Here is a 23,478-nt window from a genome sequence, read left to right on the forward strand (position 1 = left end):
AGACTCTTGCCCGGATGCAATAAAGACTCTTTACTGTATCTCGCAGCCCCCTCATCCGGAGGAACCCCATGGCACGACTCCAGAACCTCCTGCTCGCCGCGACCGTCGCGCTCGGCGCGGGACCGGCCGTCACCGCCGCACCCGCCTCGGCCGCCACGGTCGTCGACCCCTTCGTCCTCCAGGTCGGCGTCACGCTGCCGGCTCCGCAAGGCAGGATCACCGCACTCGCGGCCGGCCCCGGCGGCGTCGTCGCCGCCGCCCACGACAAGGGCCTGGCCCGGTACGCAGCCGGCGCCTGGACCTCCCTGTCGGCCACCGCCGCCCACAAGGTCGTCTGGCGTGGCGACGACCTCGTCGCCCTCACCGCCGGCGGTCTGCTGACGATCAGGAACGCGGCGAAGACCGGCCAGAAGGCGGGGGAGGGCGACGAGGTCGCCAAGGGCGCCGACCGGCTGCCGCCGGGCGTCGATCCGGCCACGGCCCTGCTGCTCGGCGGCGACGACGTGATCCTCGTCCAGGGCGACCGCCTCTACCGCAAGGGGCCCGGCGGCTCGTGGCGTCCCGACCGGCTGCCCGGGCAGGCCACCGCCGCCGCCCGCGCCGGATCCGGGGCCGTCGCCGTCGCCACCGCCACCGGCGTCTTCGAGCACACCGGCCGGTCGTGGGCCCAGATCTCACCCGTCCCCGGCACCACCCACCTGGCCTACGACTCCAAGGGCCGACTCTGGCTGGCCGGCCCCACCGGCCTCACGCTGCGGGACGGCGCCACGCTCAAGCAGTACGGCCCCGCCGAAGGGCTGCCCATGCTCGGCTTCACCGCGATCGCCCCCGGCGCCGGCGGCGACGTCTGGCTCGGCACGGCCAAGGGCGCCGTGCACTTCGACGGCGTCACCTGGGAGTACCGGCAGGGCCGCCGCTGGCTGCCCGACGACGCGGTCGCCGCGATCACCGTGGACGGGAACGCCAACGCCTACTTCGGCACCGCCACGGCCGCCGGCGTCATCGAGGCCCGCCGGACCACGCTGGCGGAGAAGGCGGCCGTCTACGAGCAGGCCATCGACGCCCGGCACAAGCGCACCCCGTACGGCTTCGTCGAGGGCATCGGGCTGGCCAGGCCGGGCGACCTGACCCAGTACGGGCAGGGCGCGAGCGACAACGACGGCCTCTGGACGGGCATGTACGGCGCGGCCGAGACGTTCAGGTACGCCGCCACCAAGGACGGCACGGCCAAGGCCAACGCGCGCAAGGCGTTCGAGGCGCTGAAGTTCCTCGGCGACGTCACCCAGGCGGGCACCGACCCGGCGCCCAAGGGCTTCATCGCCCGCACGATCCTGGAGACCACCGCCACCGACCCCAACATCAAGGACAACGAGCAGCACGACCGCGACAAGCAGAAGGGCGACGCGTACTGGAAGATCCTGGTCCCGCGCTGGCCCAAGAGCGCCGACGGCAAGTGGTTCTGGAAGACCGACGCCAGCTCCGACGAACTGGTCGGCCACTACTTCCTCTACGCGCTCTACCACGACCTGGTCGCGACCGGCGCGGAGAAGGACGAGGTGGCGGGTGTGATCACCAGGCTCACCGACCACCTGATCGACCACGACTTCTCGCTGGTCGACCATGACGGCAAGCCCACCCGCTGGGGCTTCTTCAACCCGAAGGAGCTCAACGGCAACCCGTGGCGGAGGGAGGAACGCGGCCTCAACAGCCAGACGATCATCACTTTCCTCACCATCGCCGAGCATGTCGCGAAAAATCCAGAAAAGTACGCGCAGGCCAAGGCCAAGCTCATCGACGAGCACGGCTACGACCTGAACACCCAGCAGCCCAAGGTCACCCCGGGCGTCGGCGGCGGCAACCAGTCCGACGACGAGATGGCGTTCATGAACTACTACCACCTGCTCCGCTACGAGCAGGACGCCGACCTGAAGGCCACCTGGGCCCGCTCCCTCTACGACTACTGGCAGCAGGAGCAGTACGAGCTCAACCCGTTCTTCAACTTCATCGCCGGCCTCACGCTGAAGGACCAGGTCTGGACCGACGCCTACGGCCCCTTCCCGCTGGAGATGACCGGACCCTGGCTGGAGCAGTCGATCGACACGCTGAAGCGCTTCCCGATCAACATGATCGACTGGAAGCAGAGCAACAGCCAGCGCCTCGACATCGTCAACCTCGGCCGGCACATCCGGCCCGACGCCGACCCGAAGAAGCTCGGCATGCTCCGCAGCGGCACCGTGCTCCCGATCGACGAGCGGGTGATCAGCCACTGGAACCACGACCCGTACAAGCTGGACCAGGGCGGCGACGGCCACGGCGAGAACGACGGCACCTCGTACCTGCTGCCGTACTGGATGGGCCGATACCACGGGTTCATCGCCGAGAAGTGAGCCGTCCGCGAGTTCTCATCCCCGGCCACATGTGAGCCACAAGGCCGGTGCTGAACAGTCGTCCGCATGGTACTCGACATCTTCGCGTCGGACATGCTTCCCGCCCACGAGGAGGCCCAGCTCTCCGGTTGCATGATGAGCTGCGGCTTCACCGGCTGCGGAAGGACCGTGGTGGAGGGGCTGGTGATGTTCGACGTGTACTGACGGCAGCGGCGCCGGAGAAGGCGCCTTCACACGACGGCGACGGTTCGCCGTCCCCGTCCTGGCAGAACCTTGGAATCACTTGTGGCGACCGGCCGCTCCGGGCGATCCCGGCGGTCCGGTACGCCGGGCTCGGCCACAAGCCGGCCACAACTCCTCGCCGTACCTTCGTCCCCGTTCCGCGCGACGCCGCGCGGAGCGGGAACGGCACAGACGCGAGGACGGAAGTGAGCCCATGGACAACGGTGAGCGCCCCGAGGGGGATCGTCTCCTGCTCCAGGACGTCGCCAGGGCGGCACTGGCGCGGGCGACCGGGCAGCAGCCGACCGGGCAGGCGGCGATCGCCGGCTGGGAGATCCACCCCGGCACTCCGTGGACCTACGTGACCCCGGTGGACTCCGTCCAGCGGGCGCAGGGCTGGAAGCTGCACGTGTCGGCCACCCCGCTGTCGGCGCCCCTGGTGCTGGCCCGGGTCGTCGAGGTGCTGGGCCGCCACCGGTGCGCGTTCAAGTTCGCCTCCGGCCTTCAGGAGGTGGCCGCGCTCCTGTCCCGGGAGACGCCGCGGGGCTCGGTCGGCAAGTTCGTCACCGTGTACCCGCCGGACGACCGGGCCGCCGCGACGATCGCCGAGGACCTGCACGCGGCCACCTACGCCCTGAGCGGGCCGCCGATCCTGTCCGATCGCGCCTACCGGCCGGGCAGTCTCGTGCACTACCGCTACGGGGTGTTCGCCGCCCCGAGCGAACTCGGCCTCGACGGCGCCTACGTCTCCCGGCTGACCGCGCCCGACGGCACCAAGGAGATCGACCGGCGTGCGGCGTGGTACTCCCCGCCGTCGTGGGCGGCGTGCCCCTTCGAGCCGGAGCAGGCGCCGCCGGAGGCGGACCGCCCGGAGCAGGTGCTGCTCGCCGGCCGGTTCGTGGTGCGCAAGGCCGTCCGGCACGGCGCCAAGGGCGGCGTGTTCCTGGCCGAGGACCGGCACGAGGGGGGCGAGGTGGTCATCAAGCAGGCCCGCCCCCACCTCGGCGCGTCGATCGACGGGCGCGACATGCGTGACCTGCTCCGTCACGAGGCGCGCATGCTCGACCTGTTCGGCCCGCCGGGCGTCACGGCGCGCAAGGTGGCGCTCTTCGAGCAGGACGGCAACCTGTTCCTGGCGCAGGAACTGCTGCCCGGCACCACGCTGAGCAGCTGGGCCGGCGAGCACCGCCGCGCCGGCTCCGACGCGGCGTGGCAGGAGATCGTCCTGCGCCTGTCCAGGAGTCTGGTGGCCCTGGTCTCCACCGTGCACGACCAGGGCTACGTGCTGCGCGACCTGACGCCGAACAACGTCATGATCACTCCGGAACGTGAATGCCGGCTGATCGACCTGGAACTGGCCGCCGTCCCCGGCACGGTCGTCCAGCGGAGCCACACGCCGGGCTACGCGGCTCCCGAGCAGCGCGCCGCGGCCGTGCACGCGCCCGCGCCCGGCCGCGCCGCCGACCTGTACGCGCTGGGCGCGACGCTGTACCACCTGTGCACCGCGTCCACGCCGATGCTGCTGGACGACGATGCCCTCGGCGGGCGGTCACGCGACGCGCGGCTGGCCACGCTGGTGGGCGTCGCCACCGCCGGTGACCCTGTGGCGACGGCGATGGCGCCCCTGCTGCTCGGCCTGATGGCGGAGGACCCTGAGGAGCGGTGGGACCTGCGCCGGGCGGAGGAGTTCCTGGGCGAGCTGTCCGGACGCGACGTGCCGTCCGTGGCGGCCGACGTCCGCCGCCTGGACGGGTCCGGCCAGGATCGCCTCCTCCACGACGGCATCGCCTACATCCGGCGCGCGATGTCACCGGAGGCGCTCGCCGCCTCCCGGCCCACGGGCGCCCTGTGGCCCACCTCCGGGTTCGGGGCGACGGCCGATCCGTGTGCCGTCCAGTACGGCTCGGCGGGGGTGCTGCACCTGCTGGCGTCCGTCCTCGGGGGTGACCGGGCGCTCACCCCGGAGGCGCGCGACGATGCCGGCACGGTCCTGCGGGAGGCCGCGGCCTGGACGATCCGCCGTCTGGAGGGGGAGCACCGGCCGTCCCCCGGCCTGTACTTCGGCCGGGCGGGCATCGCCTGGGGCCTGTTCGAGGCGGGACGCCGGCTCGGCGACGAGGCCGTCCGCGCCGCGGGCGTCGAGATGGCGCTCACCCTGCCGGTGACCTGGCCGAACCCGGACGTGTGCCACGGCCTGGCCGGCACGGGGCTGGCCCTGCTGCACTTCCGGCGGGAGACCGGCGAGGCCCGCTTCGGCGACCGCGCCGGTGAGTGCGCCGACGCCCTGATCAAGGCGGCCCGGCACACCGACGGTGCGGTGTTGTGGCCCGTCCCTGCCGACTTCGACTCCACGCTGGCCGGCCTCGTGCACTACGGCTTCGCCCACGGGGTCGCGGGGATCGCGACGTTCCTGCTGGCCGCCGGCGCCGCGCTGGATCGCGCGGACTGCCTGGAGACCGCCGTGGCGGCGGGGGAGACGCTGCTGGCCGCGGCGGAGGATCGCGACGGGACGGCCTGGTGGCCGGACTCTCCCGGCGGCGGCGGCGGGATCCCTCACTGGTGCAGCGGATCGTCGGGGATCGGGACGTTCCTCGTCCGCCTGCACGCGGCCACCGGCGACCCGCGCTTCCGGCAGGCCGCCGAGGGCGCCGCCGCCACCGTGTACGCCCGCCGCCTGGCCTCGGGCACGTCGGCCTGCCACGGCCTGGCCGGTGACGGGCAGTTCCTGCTCGACCTGGCCGCCTTCCTGGACGAGCCCCGCTACCGGGCGCAGGCCGAGGAGCTGGCCGCGGTCCTGTGGAGCCGCGCCGTCGTGCGCGACGGCTCGCTGGTCACGCCGGACGAGGGAGGGACGGCGACGGGCGTCGGCTGGAACACCGGGCTGGCGGGCGTCCTGAGCTTCCTGGACAGGCTCCGGCACGGCGGGCCCCGCCCCTGGACGGCGGACGACGACTCCGGGTGGCCCGCCCGATGAGCAGCCACGTCGCCACAGCGGAGAAGGGCCACCTGCCCGACGTCACCCGCATCAACTTCCGGTTCTCCGGGGACGGCCGGTACGCCGCCTGCCTCGCCCGGCGGGGCCGCGGCCACCTCGTCCCCGAGGTGTGGGACGTCGCCGGCGCACGCCCGCGGACCCTCCCCACCCGCGCCGGCGAGACCTCGGCGAGCGTGCCGACGCCCACGGACGGCGGCGACGTGCTGCTGTGCCGCGCCGGGGCGGACGGGCACCGCCTGACGCTGGTCACCGCGCCGTCGCACGACGACGCGCACGCCGAGGAGCACGAGCTGGCGGTCTTCCGCGGCGGCGTGGTCAGGGTCGTGGCGGGCGCGACGCCGGGGATCGCCGCCCTGGCGCTGGCCACCGGCGCCGACGGTCGCACCTCGGTGTGGCGGCTGTCCGGCCGGGCGGAACGGCCGGAGCGGATCGCCACGGCGCCGTACCCGGTCAGGGGCGGGATCTGGCTCGACGCGGCCGGCCACCGGCTCGCCCTGACCAGGGTCGGGACCGAGCCGGCCACCGTGGTCCTGGACACCTCGAACGGCGTCCTCACCCCGCTGGCCGGGCCGGCGGGCGACGAGTACGTCCTGCTGGCGGCCCCTGGCGCGGGCGTGCTGCTGACGGCCGTGCGCCGCGAGGGCGCGTACCGCCTGGGCGTCCGCGACCGCGACGACGACGGGCCCACCCGCCACCCCGAGCGGCTGAACGCCTTCGACGGCGAGGTGACGCCGCTGGCGCTGAACCCCTCGGGACGGCGGCTGGCCCTCGCGGTGAACCGCCGCGCCCGCTCCCACCTCGTCCTGCACGACCTGGCGGAGGACGCCGGCGCCGAGGCCGGCCTGCCCGCCGGGGTGATCCATCCGGCCGCCCGCTGGAACACGGGCGGACTGCACCTCGTCCACAGTGCGCCCGACCGTCCTCCCGGCCTGGTCGGCATCGCCGGCTGCTCCGTGTCGCGGCCGCCGGCCGCGGACGGCGAGACGTCCCCGGCCCGGGTGCTGTCCTGCCCGGGGGCGGCGGGGCCGATCGAGGCGATCGTGTACGGCGATCCCGCGACCAGCCGCCGGGTGGTGGTCGCGCTGCACGGCGGCCCCGAGGCCGCCTGGCGGTTCGCCCACGAACCGCTCTTCCAGCGCCTGTCCAGGGCGGGCATCGCCGTCGTCGCGCCCAACCAGCGCGGCAGCACCGGCTACGGAGCCGCCCACCGTGACGCCATCCGCGATGCCTGGGGCGGCCCCGACCTCGCCGACGTCCTCGCCCTGGGCCACGCGCTGGCCGCCGCCCGCGACCCCGGCGAACCGCGGCCGATGTTGTACGGAGCCAGCTACGGCGCGTACCTCGCGCTGCTGGCCTGCGCCGCCCAGGCGGACCTGTGGTCCCGCGCCGCGGTCGTCGCGCCCTTCCTGTCCGGACGGGAGCTGTACGAGGACGGCCCGCCCCCGGTCCGCGCCCTGCTGGACCGGCTCGGCGGACGCACCGGCATCGACGACGAACTCGGCCCCCGCGACCTGCTGCGGCTCGCCGGCCGCATGCGGCTGCCGCTGCTCATCGTGCACGGCGACGACGACCCGATCATCCCCGTCGAGCACTCCCGCCGTCTGTACGCGCGTCTGCGCGCGGCCCAGTGGCCCGAGGGCGCCGCACCGACCTATCTGGAGGTCCCCGGCGGGGGCCACGACCTGCTGCACGACGTCCGCGACACCGCGGCCCTGGACCGCGTCGTCGGCTTCCTCCGCGCCGGCCCAGGCGCGTAGCTCACCGGCTCGGCCGGTACGGACGCGCTCCGGGACCGGCCGTGAAAGGGGCGCCGCGCGAGGCGGCCGCCCGCTCACCACCACAAGGAAGGGAATTGCCATGGAGCTGAACGTCTCCGCCCTGGACATGCTGCCGACCGCCGACGAGGCCGGCCTCATGTACTGCGACATGACCTGCTTCGACGTGAGCGTCAACTGCAGCGGGGCCACCATGAACACCCAGACGATCACCACCACCGGCGGCTGGTACTGACCCGTCCGGGACGCCTGCGGCGTACCGGGTGATGACCGGACGGACAGCTGAATGAGGTGGGGCCCGGGGCGTCTGCCGCGGGCCCCACCGACTGCCTCGCTACTTGAGCACCTGCGCCGAACGCACCTCGTGCAGGTGGACCAGCACGTCGAAGGCGCGGGACAGGGCGGTGTCGAGCAGTGGGTACGGGTACTGCGTGCCGATGTTGCGGGTCGGGCGAGCCACCGCGAGCCAGTCGCGCGCGGCGGCCGGCGCGGTGCGCATGTCGAGGTAGAAGTCGTCGTGACGGACCCGGTCGAGGGTGTGCTCGTTGCTGCCGGGCTCGGCGGGGCCGGCGGTGAACTGCTTCCAGTCGCCGCCCAGCGCGGCGTCCTTCGACAGGAAGGATCCGCGGTCGAAGGTGAAGCCGACGGCGACGTACTTCTTGCCCAGCATGTCGCGCAGGTAGGCGCCCTGCGTCTTCGGGTAGAGCGCCGGGTCGCCGGAGACGTACCCCGCATGGGTGTTCTGCGCGGACATGAGGATCTTGCCGCCGTGGTGTCGCAGCCACCAGACGGTGTTGTCGGCCATGACCTGGTCGCGGTAGCGCTCGACGACGCTCAGCCAGGACTTGTCGGCCAGGTCGTAGCCGGCGAACTTGGCTGTCTGGGCGATGAACCGGGCATCCTGGACGGCGCTGTCGTACGCGGCCGACGCCTGCGGCCCTCCCAGGCTGACAAGCAGGTCGAGCGCCTGCTGAGCCTTGGCGGCGAGCTGCCGCCGTTCGTCCAGCGGCCGGTTCAGGTAGGCGAAGACGTCGTCGAGCGGGCGCAACCCCTCGTACAGCGCGGCCAGGGGAGCGGTGGAGTCGGGGTGGGCGCCCCGGACGTACTGCGCGATGCGGGCGAAGACCTCCTCGCCCACCTTCGGCGCGCCGACGTCGTCGCCCATGACGTGCAGCGGGCGGCCGGGGTCGCGGCGGTTGTGCTCGCGCATCCACTCCAGCATCCCGACGAGTTCCTCACGCTCCCACGGCGAGGCCCGCAGCACCTCCTTGGCGATGGCCCGCAGGTCGCCCTTCCCCGTCCGCAGGTACTCGTCCAGCCGCACCCCTCCCGACCAGCTGGCCTCCAGCGCGAACGTGGTGAAACCCTTCTTCTCCACGAGATGACGGAAGACCCGCTCCTTCACCGTGAAGAACTCATGCGAACCGTGGGTCGCCTCGCCCATGCCGACGACCCGGGCGTCACCCACCATCCGGCCGAACGCCCTCAGGTCGCCGGACTCCGCGCCCGGCTCGGTCGAGCGCAGTTCCTGCGCCGCCGCCTCCAGAGCTCGCACGGGCTCGGCGGGCGCGGCGGGCTCGGCCGCGAAGGCCGCCTGGGCCAGGACGGGCACGAGGGTCAGGCCCGCCGCGAGGGCGGCGAGCTTCCGGCCAACGGTCATGTCACTTGCTCCTTGATGTCGCCGCTGCTTGACGCCAAGAACCGTATGACGCGCCCGGATGCCCAGACGATGCCGCTGACCTGCGCATTTTTCGGCGTGCACACTGCCCGGAACAGGTAGGGCCAGCCCTACCGAGGCCGAGTCGTGCACCTCCAGCCGCCCGGCCCTCTCGAACGCCGACTCCGCGACCAGCAGCACCTCCGTCGCGCTCAGGCCGGTCACCGGATGCATGCGCCGCCCCTCCGAGTCCTTCATCGGCACCTTGACGACGGCCTGGGGCCACAACTTCCTGCGCACCCGTGGCCAGGCGTCCCCAGGCGGGCCAGCGCCTCCCGCACGAGATCGGCCGCGTCCTCGGAGTTGCCTGTCAGCACGTAGCCGTACCGAAGGAGCGCGTCCCCCCGTGCTCGGACGAACTCGTCGAAATCTTCCACGAAACCAACGATCAGGACGGAGGCCCTACTGTTGCACGACGCTCCCGGGAATGCCTCACCAGTTGGCCGGGTCGCGGCCGCCGCCTTCGGCGGAGGCCGCGATCAGGAGCCCGGCTGCACCAGGCCGGTCTCGTAGGCGAGGATGACCAGCTGCACCCGGTCTCGGACGCCGAGTTTCATCAGGGCGCGGGTGATGTGCGTCTTGGCGGTCAGCGGGCTGATCACGAGCCGGGCGGCGATCTGGTCGTTGGACAGCCCCTCCGCCACCAGACGGACGACCTCGCGTTCGCGATCGGTGAGCACGGCGAGCGCGGTGAGCCGGTCGCCGCTCAGCGGGGCGGGCCGGTGAGCGAACTGCTGGACGACTCGCCGGGTGACGCTCGGCGACAGCAGCGCCTCGCCCGCGGCCACCACGGCCACGGCGTGGCGCAGCTCGGCCGGTTCGACCTCCTTGGTGAGGAACCCGCTGGCGCCGGCGCGCAGCGCGGCGAAGACGTGGTCGTCGGTGTCGAACGTGGTCAGGATGATGACCTTGGTCCCCGGGCGTTCGGCCAGCACCCGGTGGGTGGCCTCGATGCCGTCCATCCCCGGCATGCGGATGTCCATGAGGATCACGTCGGGCTCGGTGGCGCGCGCCTGCCGGACGGCCTCGTCGCCCGTGGCGGCCTCGCCGACCACGGTCAGGTCCTTGGAGCGGTTGAGCAGGCTGCGGAAACCGGCCCGGACGAGGGCCTGGTCGTCGGCGAGCAGCACCTTGATCGTCATGTTGCCATGGGGATGATCGCGCGCACGGCGAACCCCTCGCTCCCTTCGATGCTCAGCGTGCCGCCCAGGGTGGTGACACGTTCGCGCATGCCGGTCAGTCCGTGGCCCCCGGCCAGGACGCCATCGGCCGGGGCGGTCGCGCCGCGGCCGTCGTCGGCCACCTCGACCGTCACCGCGTCGCTCGCATACCGCAGCCGCACCGACACCCGGGTGGCGTCGGCGTGTTTGATGGTGTTGGTCAGCGCCTCCTGGACGAGCCGGTGGGCCGCGACGGCCTGCGGGCCGGTGACCGTGGCGGCATCGCCCTCCTCGTGCAGCTCCACCTCCAGGCCGGTGGCCCGGGCGGCGGAGACGAGATCGGCGATGCCGCCCAGGTCCGGCTGCGGGGCGGCGTCACCGTCGATCCGCAGCACGCCGATGAGCGAGCGCAGGTCGGCCATGGCCTTGCCGCGCACGTCCATCGCGGTGCGCAGGGCCGCGCGCGTCTCCTCGGGAGAGTCGTCCAGCGCGTCGGCGGCCACGTTGAGATGCACGCCGACCACGGCCAAGGTGTGGGCGATGATGTCGTGCAGCTCGCGGGAGATCTCCAGCCGCTGTTCGGCGAGCCGGCGGCGGGCGTCCGCCTCGCGTGCCTGCTCCAGTTGCGCCCGCCAGCGCGCCTGTAGGTGGCGGGCGTTGCCGACCGCCAGCACCAGCGCCAGCCAGAGCACCTCGGCGCCGCCGGAGGCCAGCGCGCGGGCGGGCGAGCCGCCCGCGACGGCCCAGTCCCAGGCCGGCGCGTACAGCAGCAGGAACACTCCCACGCCGGCGGCCCAGCGGGTCCGCCCGGCCGCGGCCACGGTGTAGGCGGCCGCGGTCAGCGGCCACACCCAGCCGCCTTCGAACAGCCCCGCTCCCTGGAAGGCGACCAGCACCAGCGCCGAGGCCAGCAGGACGCCGACCGGCCGACGCCGGCGCGCCACCAGCAACCCGCCGAGCAGCAGCGCCATCGTGACCACCGGCCAGCCGATCGGAGCCCCGACCGCCGCCGTCCCGGTCAGGACGGCGATGGTCGTGAGCACTCCCGGCAGCACGACGGCCAGGACAGCGGAGATCATCGGCCGGTGCGGGGCAGACGGACGGCGGCCAGCGTCATCCAGCCGAGGGCGGCGGCGATGGCGATGCGCTCGGTCAGTCCCACAACGGGAGGAAGTGACCGGGAGACCATGACATCGACAAGAGTGACCACAAACAGGATCATTCCAGACACCAGGGCCACGGTCGCACCGGTGAGCAGGCCGTCCTGCGGCCACGCCCTGGTCAGCACCACGGCGGCGGCGGTGAAGGCGGCGAAGGCCGCCCAGGCGGAGAAGCCGTGCACGCTCTCCGAGACCGACGGGTCGTCCCACCGCCCCGGCGGGTCGGCGGGGAAGATCGCGGCCAGCAGCAGCCCCAGCGACCAGACGCCCAGCAGCCAGGTGCCCGCGCGGCTGGTGCGGGTACGAGCCACCGCCACCGTCAGCGCCGCCGCGCCGAGCGCGAGGGCGACCAGCCCGAGCGGCACCAGCCAACCGGCCCCCGTGTTGACGAACCTGCTGATCGTCTCGCCGATCGGGCTCATTTCCCTGTTGACCACGTCCGAGACGGCGAATGCCGCGACGCCGATGCCGACACCGGCGAGAACTGTCTTCTTCATGGCCCAGACGTTATGAGCGGCCTCTGGTGCCCGGCGTCGTCCATGCGCAGACACCTGCGCGTACACCGATCGGTGTACGCGCATGCACCCCTTGCAGGGGTCAGCCGGGAGAGCGGCGGGCCAGGCGCTCGGTGTGCGCCGAGCGCCCCGCGGGACGGCCCGCCGCGTGCGACGCCTCCTGGGCCAGGCCGTTGAGCGTGGTACGGACCACGCGCGTGGTCTGGAGATCGACCGCGCGCGGGTCGTCGAAGTGCACCAGGCCATCGGCCAGCAGCACGGCCAGCCCGTGCAGCGCGGCCCAGACCACGAACTCCGCCCCCTCAAGGGCGGGCTCCGGCAGGCCGCCGGCCGCGGCGAGCCGGTCGAGCTCCGCGGTGAGGACGTCGTGCGGGTGGGGGGAGATGGCGGAGTCGGGGGCGGTGGCGCCGCCGCGCAGCACGAGCCGGGCGACGGCCGGGTCGTCGAGCGACCAGCGCACATAGCCGCACCCCAGGGCGATCAGCCGCAGCTGCGGGTCGTCGGCCTGCCCGGGTGCGCGCTCGCATTCCAGCCGCAGGCGTTCCCCGAGCCAGGCGAGCGTGCGCTCGGACAGGGCGCGCACCAGCGTGTCGCGGGAGGCGAAGTGGTGGTAGGCGGCGCTGGGGCTGACGCCGACGCGGGCCGAGGCCTCGCGCAGGGACCAGCCGTCGGCGCCGCGCTCACGCACGAGAGCCTCGGCGGCGTCGAGCAGCGCGCTGCGCAGGTCACCGTGGTGGTATCGCCCTTTCGCCATCGCCCGATCTTAACACTGATCAGATCTCTGCTACGCTCGCCAGCATCTCAACAGTGTTCAGATTGGAGCCGGATCATGTGCCCCGCCGATGTGACGCCGAACCCGTCCCCTGACCTGACCGACCTTCCCGACGTGCGGACGAGCCCGCCGCCGGTCGTGCGCGGCGAGCCCGTCGAGGTCTCCGACGGCGTGTACGTCATCCCCGACAACCGTGTCGAGCTCGTCCCGAACGTCGGCATCGTCGTGGGCGAGCACGCCGCGCTGGTCGTCGACACCGGCATGGGCCCCCGCAACGGCGACCGTGTCCTGGAGCAGGCCCGGCGCCTGGCCGGCGACCGGCGGCTGTACCTGACCATCACGCATTTCCACCCCGAGCACGGATTCGGGGCACAGGCGTTCAAGGGCGCCGCGACGATCGTCTACAACGCCGCCCAGCGCGCGGAGCTGCACCGAAAGGGCGCCGCCTACGTCGAGATGTTCAAGGGGCTGAGCGCCGCCGCGGCGGCCGAGCTCGAAGGCGTCGAGCTCGTCGACCCCGACCTGGTCTACGAGGGCCGGGCCGAGATCGACCTGGGCGGGCGCAAGGCGGCGCTGCGGGCGGTCGGGCCCGCGCACACGGGCTCCGACCAGGTCGTCGTCATCGACGACCGGGTGCTGTTCGGCGGCGACCTGATCGAGACCCGCATCTTCCCGATCGCGCCCTACTTCCCGCCGTACGACGTGGACGTGGACGGCCCCGGCTGGATCGGCGTGCTCGACGACCTGATCGCCGGCGCGCCCGAGATCGTCGTGCCCGGCCACGGGGAGGTGGGCGGCGTCTCCTTGATCCGCGACGTCCGCGACTACCTCGACTACGTGCACGGCGAGGTCGCACGGCTGCGCGCGGCCGGAGCCTCCGCCGACGAGACGGCCGCGCGGATCGACGAACAGGCGCGCGCCCGCTGGACCACCTGGGAACGCCCCGAGTGGATCGGCTTCGCCGCCCGCGCCTTCTACGCCGGCGAACACCGGTGACGTGAGCGGTCGTGCCCCCGCCGGGGGAGCGCTACGCGTCCGCCGTCACGCTGTAGGAGCCCGACGTGCAGCCGGTGATGCGCCAGCCGCCCGGCGCCTGCCGGACGGCGACGCCGCTGAGCCCGGTGCCGCGGACGGACGGCCGCACGTCGCCCGGGAACCAGACGTCGAGCCCGCACCCGCTGCCCTCGCCCCGGGCCGTGAGGCTCGCGCGGTCCGACGTCAGGCCGGTCAGGCGGCCGGGGGCGGAGCGGGGGTAGGGACGTGAGAGCTCGGCGACGTACTCGGCGGGCGGAGGCAGGTCCTTTCCGGTGGCGCAGTCCTCGATCATGAGGTTGCCGCCGGTCTCGGCGCCGGCACTGGCGTGGGCGTCGCCGCAGGACTGCTTCCAGACCCAGAACGCGCCTCCGATGCGGTGCCGGTCCTCCTGGTCGGTGTATCTCCCGATCGGGGCGGCGGCGGGGTCGCCGAACCAGCCCCACTCGCCCGACCAGAGCCCGGCGCCGTAGTACTTCGCCGCCCGGCTCGCCAGCTCGAAACCGCGCTCGATGCTCGTGACGGTGAGGCCGGTGCCCTGCTCGATGGTGATCGACTCGTTGTAGAGGTGGGGAGCGAAGACGAGCAGCCGGTCGTCGGTGAAGTCCTTGGGCACCGGGACCTCGAAGCCGAGACCCGACCAGAGCACGGACGGCTCGAAGAAGACCAGGTGGGGGAAGCCGCGCCGCTCGCCCGCCCGGATGGCCTTGATCGCCCGGTCGTAGTAGCGGCCGAGCAGGACGCCGGAGGTGATCGGTGGCGCCTCGCCGAAGCCGGGCTCGTTCAGCAGGTCGTATCCGGCGACCATCGGCTCGTTCGCGAACCGCTCCGCCAGCATGCCCCAGGCGGCCACCAGGCGGGTCTGGATGCCGTCCCGGTCCTGGTAGAAGTTGGTGAAGGCGCGGGCGACGGCCGGGGAGATGTCGCGTCCGGTGAACTCGCACCTGGGGGCGCCGTCGAAGCGGTCGGCCCAGGTGGGGGCGCCGTCCCAGCCGTGCATCGGGGAACCGTTGGCGCAGGTGGTGCCGGGGGCGGCGGCGACGCCCTTTCCCCACGCGTCCTGGTGCATGTCGATGACCGTGCGCAGGCCGTGCCGGGCGGCGGTCTCGACGGCCCAGGAGATCTTGGCGAGGTAGGCCGGGTCATAGTGGCCGGGCCGGGGTTCCAGCGCCGACCAGGACAGGGCGAGGCGGACGACGTTGAAGCCCATCCGCGCCATGCCGGCGAAGTCGGCCTCGGTGAGCGGTCGCGTCACCGCTTTGTCCTGAAATTGCTGGAAATAGTCTTCGAGCTGGTTGACGTTCACGCCACGCAGCAGCACCTCGTTGCCGTCGGCGTCGACGATCCTGCGGTCGGCCGAGAGCGTCAGCCCCGGGGTGCGCGGCGGCTGCGCGGTCGTGGCGCCGGGTTGCAGGAGCGGTAAGGCGAGCGCCGCCGCGGCCACGACGACCGCCATCGGGATCCGCGCGGCCGGGGCGACGCCCCTGCGCGCCGGACGGGTGGCGTCGAGGAGGGCGACGAGCAGTGCCGTCGCCAGGGCGAGCAGGGCGCCGAAGGAGAGCGCGGGGGCGAGGCGAAGCATGATCGCCGGCGCCCAGAACAGGCCGCCGCCCGCCAGGTCGCCGGGGATCCCGACGGCCACCTCGACCAGGCCCAGCGTCCCGGCCGCCCCCAGCGCGGAGAGGCCAGCCACGACGGCCCTGGGCGAGGTGGTGGCGCTGAGCCGGCGGTGCGACGCCCAGGTCAGCACGCCGAGCAGAGCGACGGCGGCCAGGCAGCCCAGCGGTCCCGCCTCGGGCGCGGGGGCCAGCGGGGAGTCGCCGATGGCATAGCCGACGGGCGAGCCGCCCCACCACACCCCGCCGACCGACGCGGCCAGGACCACGGCCACTCCCGCCGCAACCCATCCCGGCGCCGAGCTCTCGGCGGGCCCCGCGGACGCCGACGTGGGAGAAGGCGGGACGAGGCGGCGGTGCAGAAGCTGGGCGAGCCAGGCGGCCGCCGCCACCGGCAGGCCGAAGACCGCCGCCTTGACGCCGGTGAAGCCGGTCGACCACACCAGGTAGAGCACGTCATCGAAGGTCATCGCCAGCGACATCAGCAGCTTCGCCGCCATCGCCGACCACACCACCGAACCCCACACCAGCAGCGCCGTACGCAGCGGGGCACGTCCCCGGGCGACCGCCCAGGTCAGCGCTCCGACCCCCGCCAGCAGCAGCGGCACGTAGACGGCCGGCGCGGCCACCTGCCAGAGCCCCGCGACGGGCAGCAGATCGGCCCCGGTCCAGGTGTACGGCGCGGCCAGCCCCGAGGGGTCGAACACCGCTCCCAGCGCGATGACGGCGGCCAGTACCACGACGGCGATCGGCGACAACCAGCGGTTCCTCATAGTGACGGCGACCATACATGAGCATCGCTCACAAATGAAGAGCCAAGATCCGCGACAGCACGCGGCCGCGCTCGGCGTGGTGCGCCGTGAATCCCGCCGCCTGGGAGAAGGCGGCGGAGGAGTACGTCACGCGACCTTGGACTCCGGCGCCTTCCAGGTGTTGCACGCGCCCGGAGTGCCCTTGGTGTAGCCCTGCGTGAACCAGTGGAGATCGTTGGCGCTGAGCTTGTCCTTGCTGAAGCGGTCGCGCCAGCGCTTGTCCTTCGGCGTGGGCTCCTCGGCTTTCAGCGTGGCCTTCCAGTTCTTGGATTTCGCGCCCAGGGCCTTGAGCGTCACGCCGGACAGGCACAGCCGCTGCATGTCGAAGCGACGCCCCTGCTCGTCGAGCTGCTTCTCGTCGGCGTCGTTCGGCATGGCCCAGTAGGCCGCACCGATGCCTGTCTGGCCCATGACCACGCCGCTCCACGCCTGGACGACCTGGGTGCGGATCGGCAGTTCGTCCTTGGCGCTGATCCAGTCGGCGGCGAGCTGGACCTGGAGCTGGGAGTAACAGGAGGATGTCGCCATGAGCGCCGATGCGACAGCGCATGACCTGGTCGAGGCCGCCTGGCGGGACATCCGCGACGACGGCCACGTACGCAAGGAATTGGCCGAAGCCGCCTACGCCGAGCCCCGGCTGCGACAGCTCTTCCCCTGGACCGGCATGGGAGAACTCCACTTCAGCCGTTGCACCGGCAAGCGATGGACCTGGGACATCCCCTACGTCCAGCCCGCCATCGGCGGCGGCTACCGGATCTGTGGCCCCCTCCGCACCCAGTCGATCGGGCCCGCCGCGACCGCCGAGGAGGCGATCGCCGTCGTCGTCGAACACCTTCCGCCCGGCTGTGGTCCCGCCTTCGCCGGCACGCCCGCGGAACTCGCCGCCTACGAGGACGATGCCCGGATCCGGTCGGCCGCCGAGGAATGAACCCGCCGCCGAACCGCCTCGTGCGCGGTTCCGTCACCTACCTCCGCCGTCGACGGCTGACGGCCAGGCGAGGAACGCCGACGGCAGCCCTCGGCCTTCCTGCGTGGCGGGACGACGGGCCGGCCTGTTCACCGGCCGGCGAGGAGGCCGCTCACCTCCCTGGCGAATCCGTCCACGTTGTCGATCATGATGTTGTGGCCGGTGTCCGGGACGGCGACCAGCCGCACCCCGGAGGCCGCCAGCTCGGCCGCCCCGCCGAGCTCGCCGTCCGCCTCCGGGTAGAGGTAGGCGCGCGGGATCGGCAGCCTCCGCAGCCGTTCCCGCACATCCGCGCGCGCCAGGTGGACCGCGCTCCGGTGCAGCGCCTCCCGTCCGGCGAGCCTCATCGTGGCCGCCCAGTGCGGCCCGACCCGGGTCAGCGTCTCCTCCCAGCCGTGCCGGACGAAGTCCGCCTCGGTGTAGGCGGCGATGCCCGAGCTGCCCGGCCGCGGCGCGGGTTCGGCCGGGTCCAGATTGGCGTCCACCAGCACCAGCTCGGCCACCAGCTCCGGATGCCGCTCGGCCAGGTGCACCGCGACCGTCCCGCCCATGCTGTGCGCGACCACCTGCGCCGCGCGCACGTCCGCCGCCCGCAATGCGGCCGCGAGCGCGTCCGCGTGCTCCTCCATGGTGTAGCCGAACGCGGTGGGCCGGTCGCTGGTGCCGAACCCCAGCAGGTCCACGAACAGGCTCCGGTGTCCGGCCAGCTCGGGGCGGCTCGCGACCTCCAGGAAGTACGGCGCCGCCGCCGCGCCCAGCCCATGCACGTAGACGCGGACCGGCTCACGGCCGGCCACCTCGGCCCAGCGGATGCGGCTCCCGTCCGGCAGCACCTGCGCGTCCCTCATGACCATCCCCTCCCGATATACCTCGATATCGATGTACCAAGACATCGAGATAGCATAGCGGCATGATTGAGCTGTCGATCCTGGGCTTCCTCTACGACGAACCGCTCCACGGATACGAGCTGCGCAAACGCGTCGCCGCGCTGACCGGCCACGTCCGGCCCATCGCCGACGGCACCCTCTACCCGGCGATCAAACGTCTGGAGCGCGACGGCCTGCTCCAACGCGACCTGCAGCCCGGCGCCCAGGCCGCACCCAGGCACGTGCTCACCCTCACCGACGCCGGGCGCGCCGAGCTCCGGCGGCGGCTCGCCGAGCCGGACGAGCCGTTCATCACCGACGAGAACCGCTGGTTCACGATGCTGGCGTTCCTGCGCCACCTCGACGACCCCGCGCTCCAGGCGGGTGTGCTGCGACGCAGACTGACCTTCCTCACCGAACCGGCCAGCTTCTTCTGGGACGGCGACCGGCCCCTGCGGGCCGCCGACTTCGACGACCCGTTCCGCAAGGGCCTGTTCACGATCGCCACCGCCACCAGCAGGACCGAGATCGGCTGGCTACGGGAGACCCTGGCAACGCTGGGCGTCTAGAGCGCGGGACGCGTACCGTCCCAAGGACGTCATCCGGGCCCGCCCGAGGCCAGCGCCTTCACCTCCGCGGCCGTCACCGGCTGTCCCGCCACCCCCCAGTCGCCGCTCTTGATCTCCTCGATCACGACCAAGGTCAGGGGACGCATGTGCTCACCCTCGATGGCGACGATCGCGTCGGTCAGCTTCCGCACCATCTCGGCCTTCTGGGTGGCGCTGAAGACACCCTCGATCACCTTCACGTTGACCAGTGGCATGGGTTCCCCTTCCCCCCGATGGCACCTCACGCCGTCCAGCCGACATGCCCCTGGGCGAAGTGGGCAAACGCCGCCTGGGTGTCGGCGCGGGTGAGGGGCGCAGGCGGCGGGTATGCGCAGGTGGGAGCTGGTGTGAGGGCGAACGGGGGATCCATGCTGGGGCTGCCTGAGGGGATTCGAGGGTGCCTGTTCGACATGGACGGCGTGCTGACGCGCACCGCCACCGTGCACGCCAGGGCCTGGAAGTCGATGTTCGACGACTTCCTGCGGGCCTGGAGCGAACAGACCGGGGCCGCGTTCGTCCCCTTCGACGCGGGCGCCGACTACGACCGCTACGTCGACGGCAAGAAACGGGCGGACGGCGCGCGCGGCTTCCTGGACGCCCGAGGCATCAGCCTGCCCGAGGGGACGCCGGACGACTCGCCCGGCACGATGACCGTGTACGGCCTGAGCAACCGCAAGAACGCCCTGGTGCAGGCCATCATCGACCGGGACGGCGTGGACGTGTTCCCCGGCTCCGTCCGCTACCTGGCCGCGGTCCGGGACGCGGGGCTGCGCCGCGCGGTGGTGTCCTCCAGCGCCAACACCGAGCAGGTCCTCGCCGCCGCCGGGCTCGCCGGGCAGTTCGAGGCCCGGATCGACGGCGTCGTGGCCCGGGACCGCCGGCTCGCCGGCAAGCCGGCTCCGGACATGTACCTGGCGGGCGCCGAGGCGCTGGGGGTGCGGGCGCCGGAGGCGGCGGTGTTCGAGGACGCCCTGGCCGGAGTCGCCGCCGGCCGGGCGGGAAGGTTCGGCTACGTCGTCGGCGTGGACCGGGCGGGGCAGGCGGACGCGTTGCGCGACCACGGCGCCGACGTCGTGGTCACCGACCTGGCCGACCTGCTGGAGCGGGGCGCGCCGTCCCGGGAGGCCGGATGATCCGGCATCCGGCGTTCTCCGTCGAGCCGTGGGCGGTCCGGGAGCGGCATCTCGACCTGCGGGTGCTGGCGCAGACCGAGTCGGTGTTCGCGCTGTCCAACGGTCATATCGGGCTGCGCGGCAACCTGGACGAGGGCGAGCCGCACGGGGCGCCGGGCACGTACCTCAACGGGTTCTACGAGGTGCGGCCGCTGCCGTACGCGGAGGCGGGCTACGGGTACCCGGAATCCGGACAGACCGTGGTGAACGTCACCAACGGCAAGGTGATCCGGCTGCTGGTCGGCGACGAGCCGTTCGACCTGCGGTACGGGACGCTCCACCAGCACGAACGGGTCCTCGACCTGCGCGCCGGCACCCTGACGCGCACGGCGCACTGGAGCTCCCCGACCGGGGCCCCGGTCCGGATCACGTCCACCCGGCTGGTGTCCTTCACCCACCGCGCGGTCGCCGCGATCCTGTACGAGGTCGAGGCCGTCGAGCGGCCGTTGCGCGTGGTCCTCCAGTCGGAGCTGATCGCCAACGAGACTCAGACCTACGAGGGCGCCGACCCGCGCGCCGCCGCCCCGTTGCACGCGCCGCTGGTCGCGGAGGAGAACGTCCCGAGCAGCGACGGAACGGCGATCATGGTCCACCGCACCCGGGCCAGCGGCCTGCGCGTGGCCGCCGGGATGTGCCACGAGATCGACGGGCCGGACGGCACCCGGATCGAGGCGCAGGGCAGCGACGACGTCAGCCGGCTGACCGTGGCCACCCGCCTGTCGCCCGGCCAGACACTGCGGCTGGTCAAGTTCTTCTCCTACGGATGGTCGGCGCAGCGCTCGCGGGCCGCGCTGCACGACCAGGTGGCCGCCGCGCTGGCCTCCGCCCGCCTGGACGGCTGGGACGGCCTGCACGCCGACCAGCGACGCTACCTCGACGACTTCTGGGAAGGCGCGGACGTCGAGGTGGAGGGCGACGCCGAGGTGCAGCAGGCGGTGCGTTTCGGGCTGTTCCATCTGCTGCAGTCGGCCGCGCGCCTGGAGGAACGCGCCATCCCGGCCAAGGGCCTGACCGGCTCCGGCTACGACGGGCACGCCTTCTGGGACACCGAGATCTTCGTGCTGCCGGTGCTCACCTACACGCATCCCGCGGCCGTCGCGGACGCGCTGTGCTGGCGGCGGACCACGATCCCGCTGGCCCGCGAGCGCGCGAAGCAGCTCGGCCTGCACGGCACCGCCTTCCCCTGGCGGACCATCCACGGCGAGGAGTGCTCCGGCTACTGGCCCGCCGGAGCCGCGGCCTTCCACGTCAACGCCGACATCGCGCACGCCGCGATCCAGTACGTGGACGCCAGCCAGGACCTGTCGCTCGAACAGCGGACCGGCCTGCCGCTGCTGGTCGAGACGGCCCGGCTGTGGTGCGCCCTCGGCCACCACGACCCGGCCGGGCGCTACCGCATCGACGGTGTGACCGGACCCGACGAGTACACCGCCGTGGTCGACGACAACGTGTACACGAACCTGATGGCCCAGCAGAACCTCCGCGCGGCGGCCGAGGCCGCGGACCGCCATCCGGGCCCGGCGGAACGGCTCCAGGTCACCGCCGAGGAGATCCGCCGCTGGCGGGACGCGGCGGAGGCGATGTCGGTGCCCTACGACGATCGGCTGGGGGTCCACCCGCAGTGCGAGGGCTTCACCCAGCACGCGGCCTGGGACTTCGCGGCCACCAGGCCCGACCAGTATCCGCTGCTGCTGCACTTCCCGTACTTCGACCTCTACCGCAAGCAGGTGGTCAAGCAGGCGGACCTGGTGCTGGCCATGCATCTGCGCGGGGACGCCTTCACCCCGGAGCAGAAGTCCCGCAACTTCGCCTACTACGAGGCGCTGACCGTACGGGACTCGTCCCTGTCGGCCTGCACCCAGGCGGTGATCGCCGCCGAGGTGGGCCATCTGGAGCTCGCCTATCGCTATCTCGGCGAGGCGGCGCTGATGGACCTGGCGGATCTGGAGAAGAACACCATGGACGGCGTGCACATGGCCTCGCTGGCCGGGGCGTGGATCGCCCTCGTCTCGGGCTTCGGCGGGATGCGCGCGGGCCGGGGACGGATCTGCTTCGCCCCGTCACTGCCTCCCGGCATCACCCGGCTCGCCTTCCGGCTGCGTTACCGCGGCAGCCTGCTGAGCGTCGGCGTCGCCCCGGAGGCGACGGTCTACCGGCTGCTGCGGGGGCCGTCGATCACGGTGACCCACCACGGGGAGCAGCTCCTCCTGGACGGGACGGAGGTCACCCGGCCCAACCCGTCGCGACCGGCGCCGGAGCAGCGGATCCACCAGCCGCCCGGCCGCGAACCGAGCCCACGCCGTCCCCGAACCTCCGGCAGGAGGGCGAGTGGCTAAGGCTGCCTGGCCCTGTGCCGGAGGCCTGTCATCAGTTGCAGGGGCTGGAGGACCAGGTGACGTAGCCGCTGAGCGTGCCCCAGGTCGAGACCGAACGGTCGCAGAACTGCGTCCTGACGCCCACCAGGTTGGTGCGCGCGGCGTCGGAGAAGTACTGGGTGTTGCACAGGTAACCGACCGGGCAGGCAGGCAGGGCCTGCGCGGCGGCCGGGACGGTGGCGAGCGTGGCGGCGGCCAGAACCGCGACGGCCAGTACGCGACGGATCATGGATCGTCCTTCCTGATTCGCAGGGAAACGGTACGATGCGCACGAAATGATCCGTCGCGTGGGATGAAAACGCAAGGGGATCATCCAGCCCGTCCCGCTCAGCCCTCTCCCTGGCCGGCGAGCAGGTGACCGGTCTCGGTGCGCCGATAGACCACCCGCCGGCCGGCCCGCGTGCCGACGACGAGGTCCGCGTCGCGCAGGACGGCCAGGTGGCCGCCGACGGTGCCGAGTGACAGGCCGAGGTGCGCGGCGAGCTCGCTGCTGGTCGCGGGGTGTTCGAGTTCGTCCAGGATGGCCGCTCGACCGGCGCCGATGAGCCGCTCCAGCGACCGGGCGCGCGGGGAACGGGCCGTGCCGTCGGCGGATCCGCGGGCCGGATAGACCAGCGCGTACGACGTCGGCGGCGCCTCGCACAGCCACGTGCCGCTGCTCAGCACGCTGACCGGGACGAACAGCATGCCCTCGTCGCCGACGACCCGGTCGGGGGAGGGCTGGTCGCTGAAGCGGATGGCGTCGTCGCCGACCCAGGCGCTGCGGCGGCTCATGTGCCGCAGCGCGCGCGGCCACCCGTAGGCGGCCAGCAACCCCGCCCGGTAGGTGACGTCGCGTTCCAGCAGCGCCCGCCGGCGCGGCCAGTCGGGGGCCACATGAGCGTCCCACACGTACCTGAGCAGGTCGGCGGTACGGGCCGCCCAGCCGCGTCCGGTCAGCCAGGCCAGATCGTGCTGCTTCCAGCTGTGCGCCACCGACTCCGTCAGCTCGGCGCGCACCTCCTCGTCGGGCACCTGCGCGACCGACGCGAGCTCGCTGTCCAAAGTGGTGCGCATGCCGCCCGTCGGCGGAAGCACCACGTGGCTCGGCAGCCACTTGGTCGAGCTCAGCAATCTGACCAGGCCCTCGGCGAAAGGATCGGCCTCCAGGACGGCGCGGAACGCGCCGCGGTGGCGGCCGTGCCAGGACGCCAGCCACGGATCGGCGCAGGGCCTGTCGAGCACCATCAGCGATCCCAGCGTCTCGGCGAGCGGTGACAGCGCGAACCGCGACCGCGACAGGGCCAGGGTGCTCAACCGCAGCAGCGTCATCTTTCGCCTCCTGCCG

General features: G+C 72.9%; 21 protein-coding genes. 10 read left to right on the plus strand and 11 right to left on the minus strand.

From position 1 onward, the window contains the following. The first annotated feature begins 68 nt into the window (after positions 1-68). The 5 genes from AB0C33_RS44560 (at position 69) to AB0C33_RS44580 (ending at position 7,614) form a co-directional block, all read left to right on the plus strand. A complete protein-coding gene (locus tag AB0C33_RS44560; RefSeq protein WP_358299710.1) occupies positions 69-2,387 on the plus strand; it encodes a hypothetical protein in 2,319 nt (772 codons plus the stop codon). Between the two features lie 66 nt (positions 2,388-2,453). Further along, entirely contained in the window at positions 2,454-2,591 is a 138-nt protein-coding gene (locus AB0C33_RS44565; protein WP_358299713.1) for a hypothetical protein, read from the plus strand. Positions 2,592-2,823: 232 nt separating this feature from the next. Continuing rightward, complete coding sequence (lanL, locus tag AB0C33_RS44570) at positions 2,824-5,583, plus strand: class IV lanthionine synthetase LanL (RefSeq protein WP_358299715.1); 2,760 nt, start codon at positions 2,824-2,826, stop codon at positions 5,581-5,583. Continuing rightward, positions 5,580-7,361 (plus strand): alpha/beta fold hydrolase, encoded by a 1,782-nt coding sequence (locus tag AB0C33_RS44575; RefSeq protein ID WP_358299717.1) that lies wholly within the window; start codon positions 5,580-5,582, stop codon positions 7,359-7,361. The genes lanL and AB0C33_RS44575 overlap by 4 nt, the downstream gene beginning before the upstream one ends. Before the next feature lie 100 nt (positions 7,362-7,461). Continuing rightward, positions 7,462-7,614 (plus strand): hypothetical protein, encoded by a 153-nt coding sequence (locus AB0C33_RS44580; RefSeq protein WP_358299719.1) that lies wholly within the window; start codon positions 7,462-7,464, stop codon positions 7,612-7,614. A 99-nt stretch (positions 7,615-7,713) separates the two neighbouring features. Here the strand turns inward: AB0C33_RS44580 and AB0C33_RS44585 are convergent, their stop codons facing one another. The 5 genes from AB0C33_RS44585 to AB0C33_RS44605 all read right to left on the minus strand — a co-directional run bounded on the left by AB0C33_RS44585 (position 7,714) and on the right by AB0C33_RS44605 (position 12,685). Beyond that, positions 7,714-9,039: an erythromycin esterase family protein gene (locus tag AB0C33_RS44585; RefSeq protein WP_358299721.1), complete on the minus strand. Its 1,326-nt coding sequence runs from the start codon at positions 9,037-9,039 to the stop codon at positions 7,714-7,716. Between the two features lie 536 nt (positions 9,040-9,575). Continuing rightward, positions 9,576-10,238 carry a response regulator transcription factor gene (locus tag AB0C33_RS44590; protein WP_352364539.1) on the minus strand — a complete coding sequence of 221 codons (663 nt, stop codon included), beginning with the start codon at positions 10,236-10,238 and terminating at the stop codon, positions 9,576-9,578. Beyond that, entirely contained in the window at positions 10,235-11,335 is a 1,101-nt protein-coding gene (locus AB0C33_RS44595) for a histidine kinase (RefSeq protein WP_358299724.1), read from the minus strand. The genes AB0C33_RS44590 and AB0C33_RS44595 overlap by 4 nt, the downstream gene beginning before the upstream one ends. Continuing rightward, positions 11,332-11,913: a DUF998 domain-containing protein gene (locus AB0C33_RS44600; RefSeq protein WP_358299727.1), complete on the minus strand. Its 582-nt coding sequence runs from the start codon at positions 11,911-11,913 to the stop codon at positions 11,332-11,334. The genes AB0C33_RS44595 and AB0C33_RS44600 overlap by 4 nt, the downstream gene beginning before the upstream one ends. A 100-nt stretch (positions 11,914-12,013) precedes the next feature. Then, complete coding sequence (locus AB0C33_RS44605) at positions 12,014-12,685, minus strand: TetR/AcrR family transcriptional regulator (protein ID WP_358299730.1); 672 nt, start codon at positions 12,683-12,685, stop codon at positions 12,014-12,016. Between the two features lie 75 nt (positions 12,686-12,760). Between AB0C33_RS44605 and AB0C33_RS44610 the strand changes: the two genes are divergently transcribed. Next, positions 12,761-13,699: an MBL fold metallo-hydrolase gene (locus tag AB0C33_RS44610; RefSeq protein WP_358299733.1), complete on the plus strand. Its 939-nt coding sequence runs from the start codon at positions 12,761-12,763 to the stop codon at positions 13,697-13,699. 31 nt (positions 13,700-13,730) lie between these two features. Here the strand turns inward: AB0C33_RS44610 and AB0C33_RS44615 are convergent, their stop codons facing one another. Together AB0C33_RS44615 and AB0C33_RS44620 are read right to left on the minus strand one after the other, a co-directional pair. Further along, positions 13,731-16,124, minus strand: coding sequence for a cellulase family glycosylhydrolase (locus tag AB0C33_RS44615; protein ID WP_358299736.1), 2,394 nt, complete (start codon positions 16,122-16,124; stop codon positions 13,731-13,733). Positions 16,125-16,250: 126 nt separating this feature from the next. Beyond that, positions 16,251-16,691, minus strand: a complete 441-nt coding sequence (locus AB0C33_RS44620; protein WP_358299739.1) for a hypothetical protein — start codon at positions 16,689-16,691, stop codon at positions 16,251-16,253. Between AB0C33_RS44620 and AB0C33_RS44625 the strand changes: the two genes are divergently transcribed. Next, complete coding sequence (locus AB0C33_RS44625; protein WP_358299742.1) at positions 16,690-17,091, plus strand: DUF6193 family natural product biosynthesis protein; 402 nt, start codon at positions 16,690-16,692, stop codon at positions 17,089-17,091. The two genes, AB0C33_RS44620 and AB0C33_RS44625, sit on opposite strands and share 2 nt — an antisense overlap. A gap of 128 nt (positions 17,092-17,219) precedes the next feature. Here the strand turns inward: AB0C33_RS44625 and AB0C33_RS44630 are convergent, their stop codons facing one another. Next, complete coding sequence (locus AB0C33_RS44630) at positions 17,220-17,978, minus strand: alpha/beta hydrolase (protein WP_358299745.1); 759 nt, start codon at positions 17,976-17,978, stop codon at positions 17,220-17,222. 62 nt (positions 17,979-18,040) lie between these two features. On the opposite strand from AB0C33_RS44630, the gene AB0C33_RS44635 reads away from it, so the two are divergent. Further along, on the plus strand, positions 18,041-18,565 hold the full coding sequence (locus tag AB0C33_RS44635) for a helix-turn-helix transcriptional regulator (RefSeq protein ID WP_358299748.1): 525 nt from the start codon (positions 18,041-18,043) through the stop codon (positions 18,563-18,565). Positions 18,566-18,594: 29 nt separating this feature from the next. Here AB0C33_RS44635 and AB0C33_RS44640 read toward each other — a convergent pair whose 3' ends face one another. Beyond that, positions 18,595-18,819, minus strand: a complete 225-nt coding sequence (locus AB0C33_RS44640) for a 4-oxalocrotonate tautomerase family protein (protein WP_358299751.1) — start codon at positions 18,817-18,819, stop codon at positions 18,595-18,597. 153 nt (positions 18,820-18,972) lie between these two features. Between AB0C33_RS44640 and AB0C33_RS44645 the strand changes: the two genes are divergently transcribed. Further along, positions 18,973-19,737 (plus strand): beta-phosphoglucomutase family hydrolase, encoded by a 765-nt coding sequence (locus AB0C33_RS44645; protein ID WP_358299754.1) that lies wholly within the window; start codon positions 18,973-18,975, stop codon positions 19,735-19,737. Further along, positions 19,734-22,112, plus strand: coding sequence for a glycoside hydrolase family 65 protein (locus AB0C33_RS44650; protein ID WP_358299757.1), 2,379 nt, complete (start codon positions 19,734-19,736; stop codon positions 22,110-22,112). Before AB0C33_RS44645 ends, AB0C33_RS44650 begins: the two co-directional genes overlap by 4 nt. Before the next feature lie 31 nt (positions 22,113-22,143). On the opposite strand, the gene AB0C33_RS44655 is transcribed toward AB0C33_RS44650, so the two are convergent. Beyond that, positions 22,144-22,380: a DUF6289 family protein gene (locus tag AB0C33_RS44655; RefSeq protein WP_358299760.1), complete on the minus strand. Its 237-nt coding sequence runs from the start codon at positions 22,378-22,380 to the stop codon at positions 22,144-22,146. Between the two features lie 98 nt (positions 22,381-22,478). After that, positions 22,479-23,462 carry a winged helix-turn-helix domain-containing protein gene (locus AB0C33_RS44660; RefSeq protein WP_358299763.1) on the minus strand — a complete coding sequence of 328 codons (984 nt, stop codon included), beginning with the start codon at positions 23,460-23,462 and terminating at the stop codon, positions 22,479-22,481. Positions 23,463-23,478: the final 16 nt, after the last annotated feature.

Origin of the sequence: Nonomuraea sp. NPDC048881, from assembly GCF_040649795.1 — a bacterium.
Lineage (GTDB): Bacteria > Actinomycetota > Actinomycetes > Streptosporangiales > Streptosporangiaceae > Nonomuraea.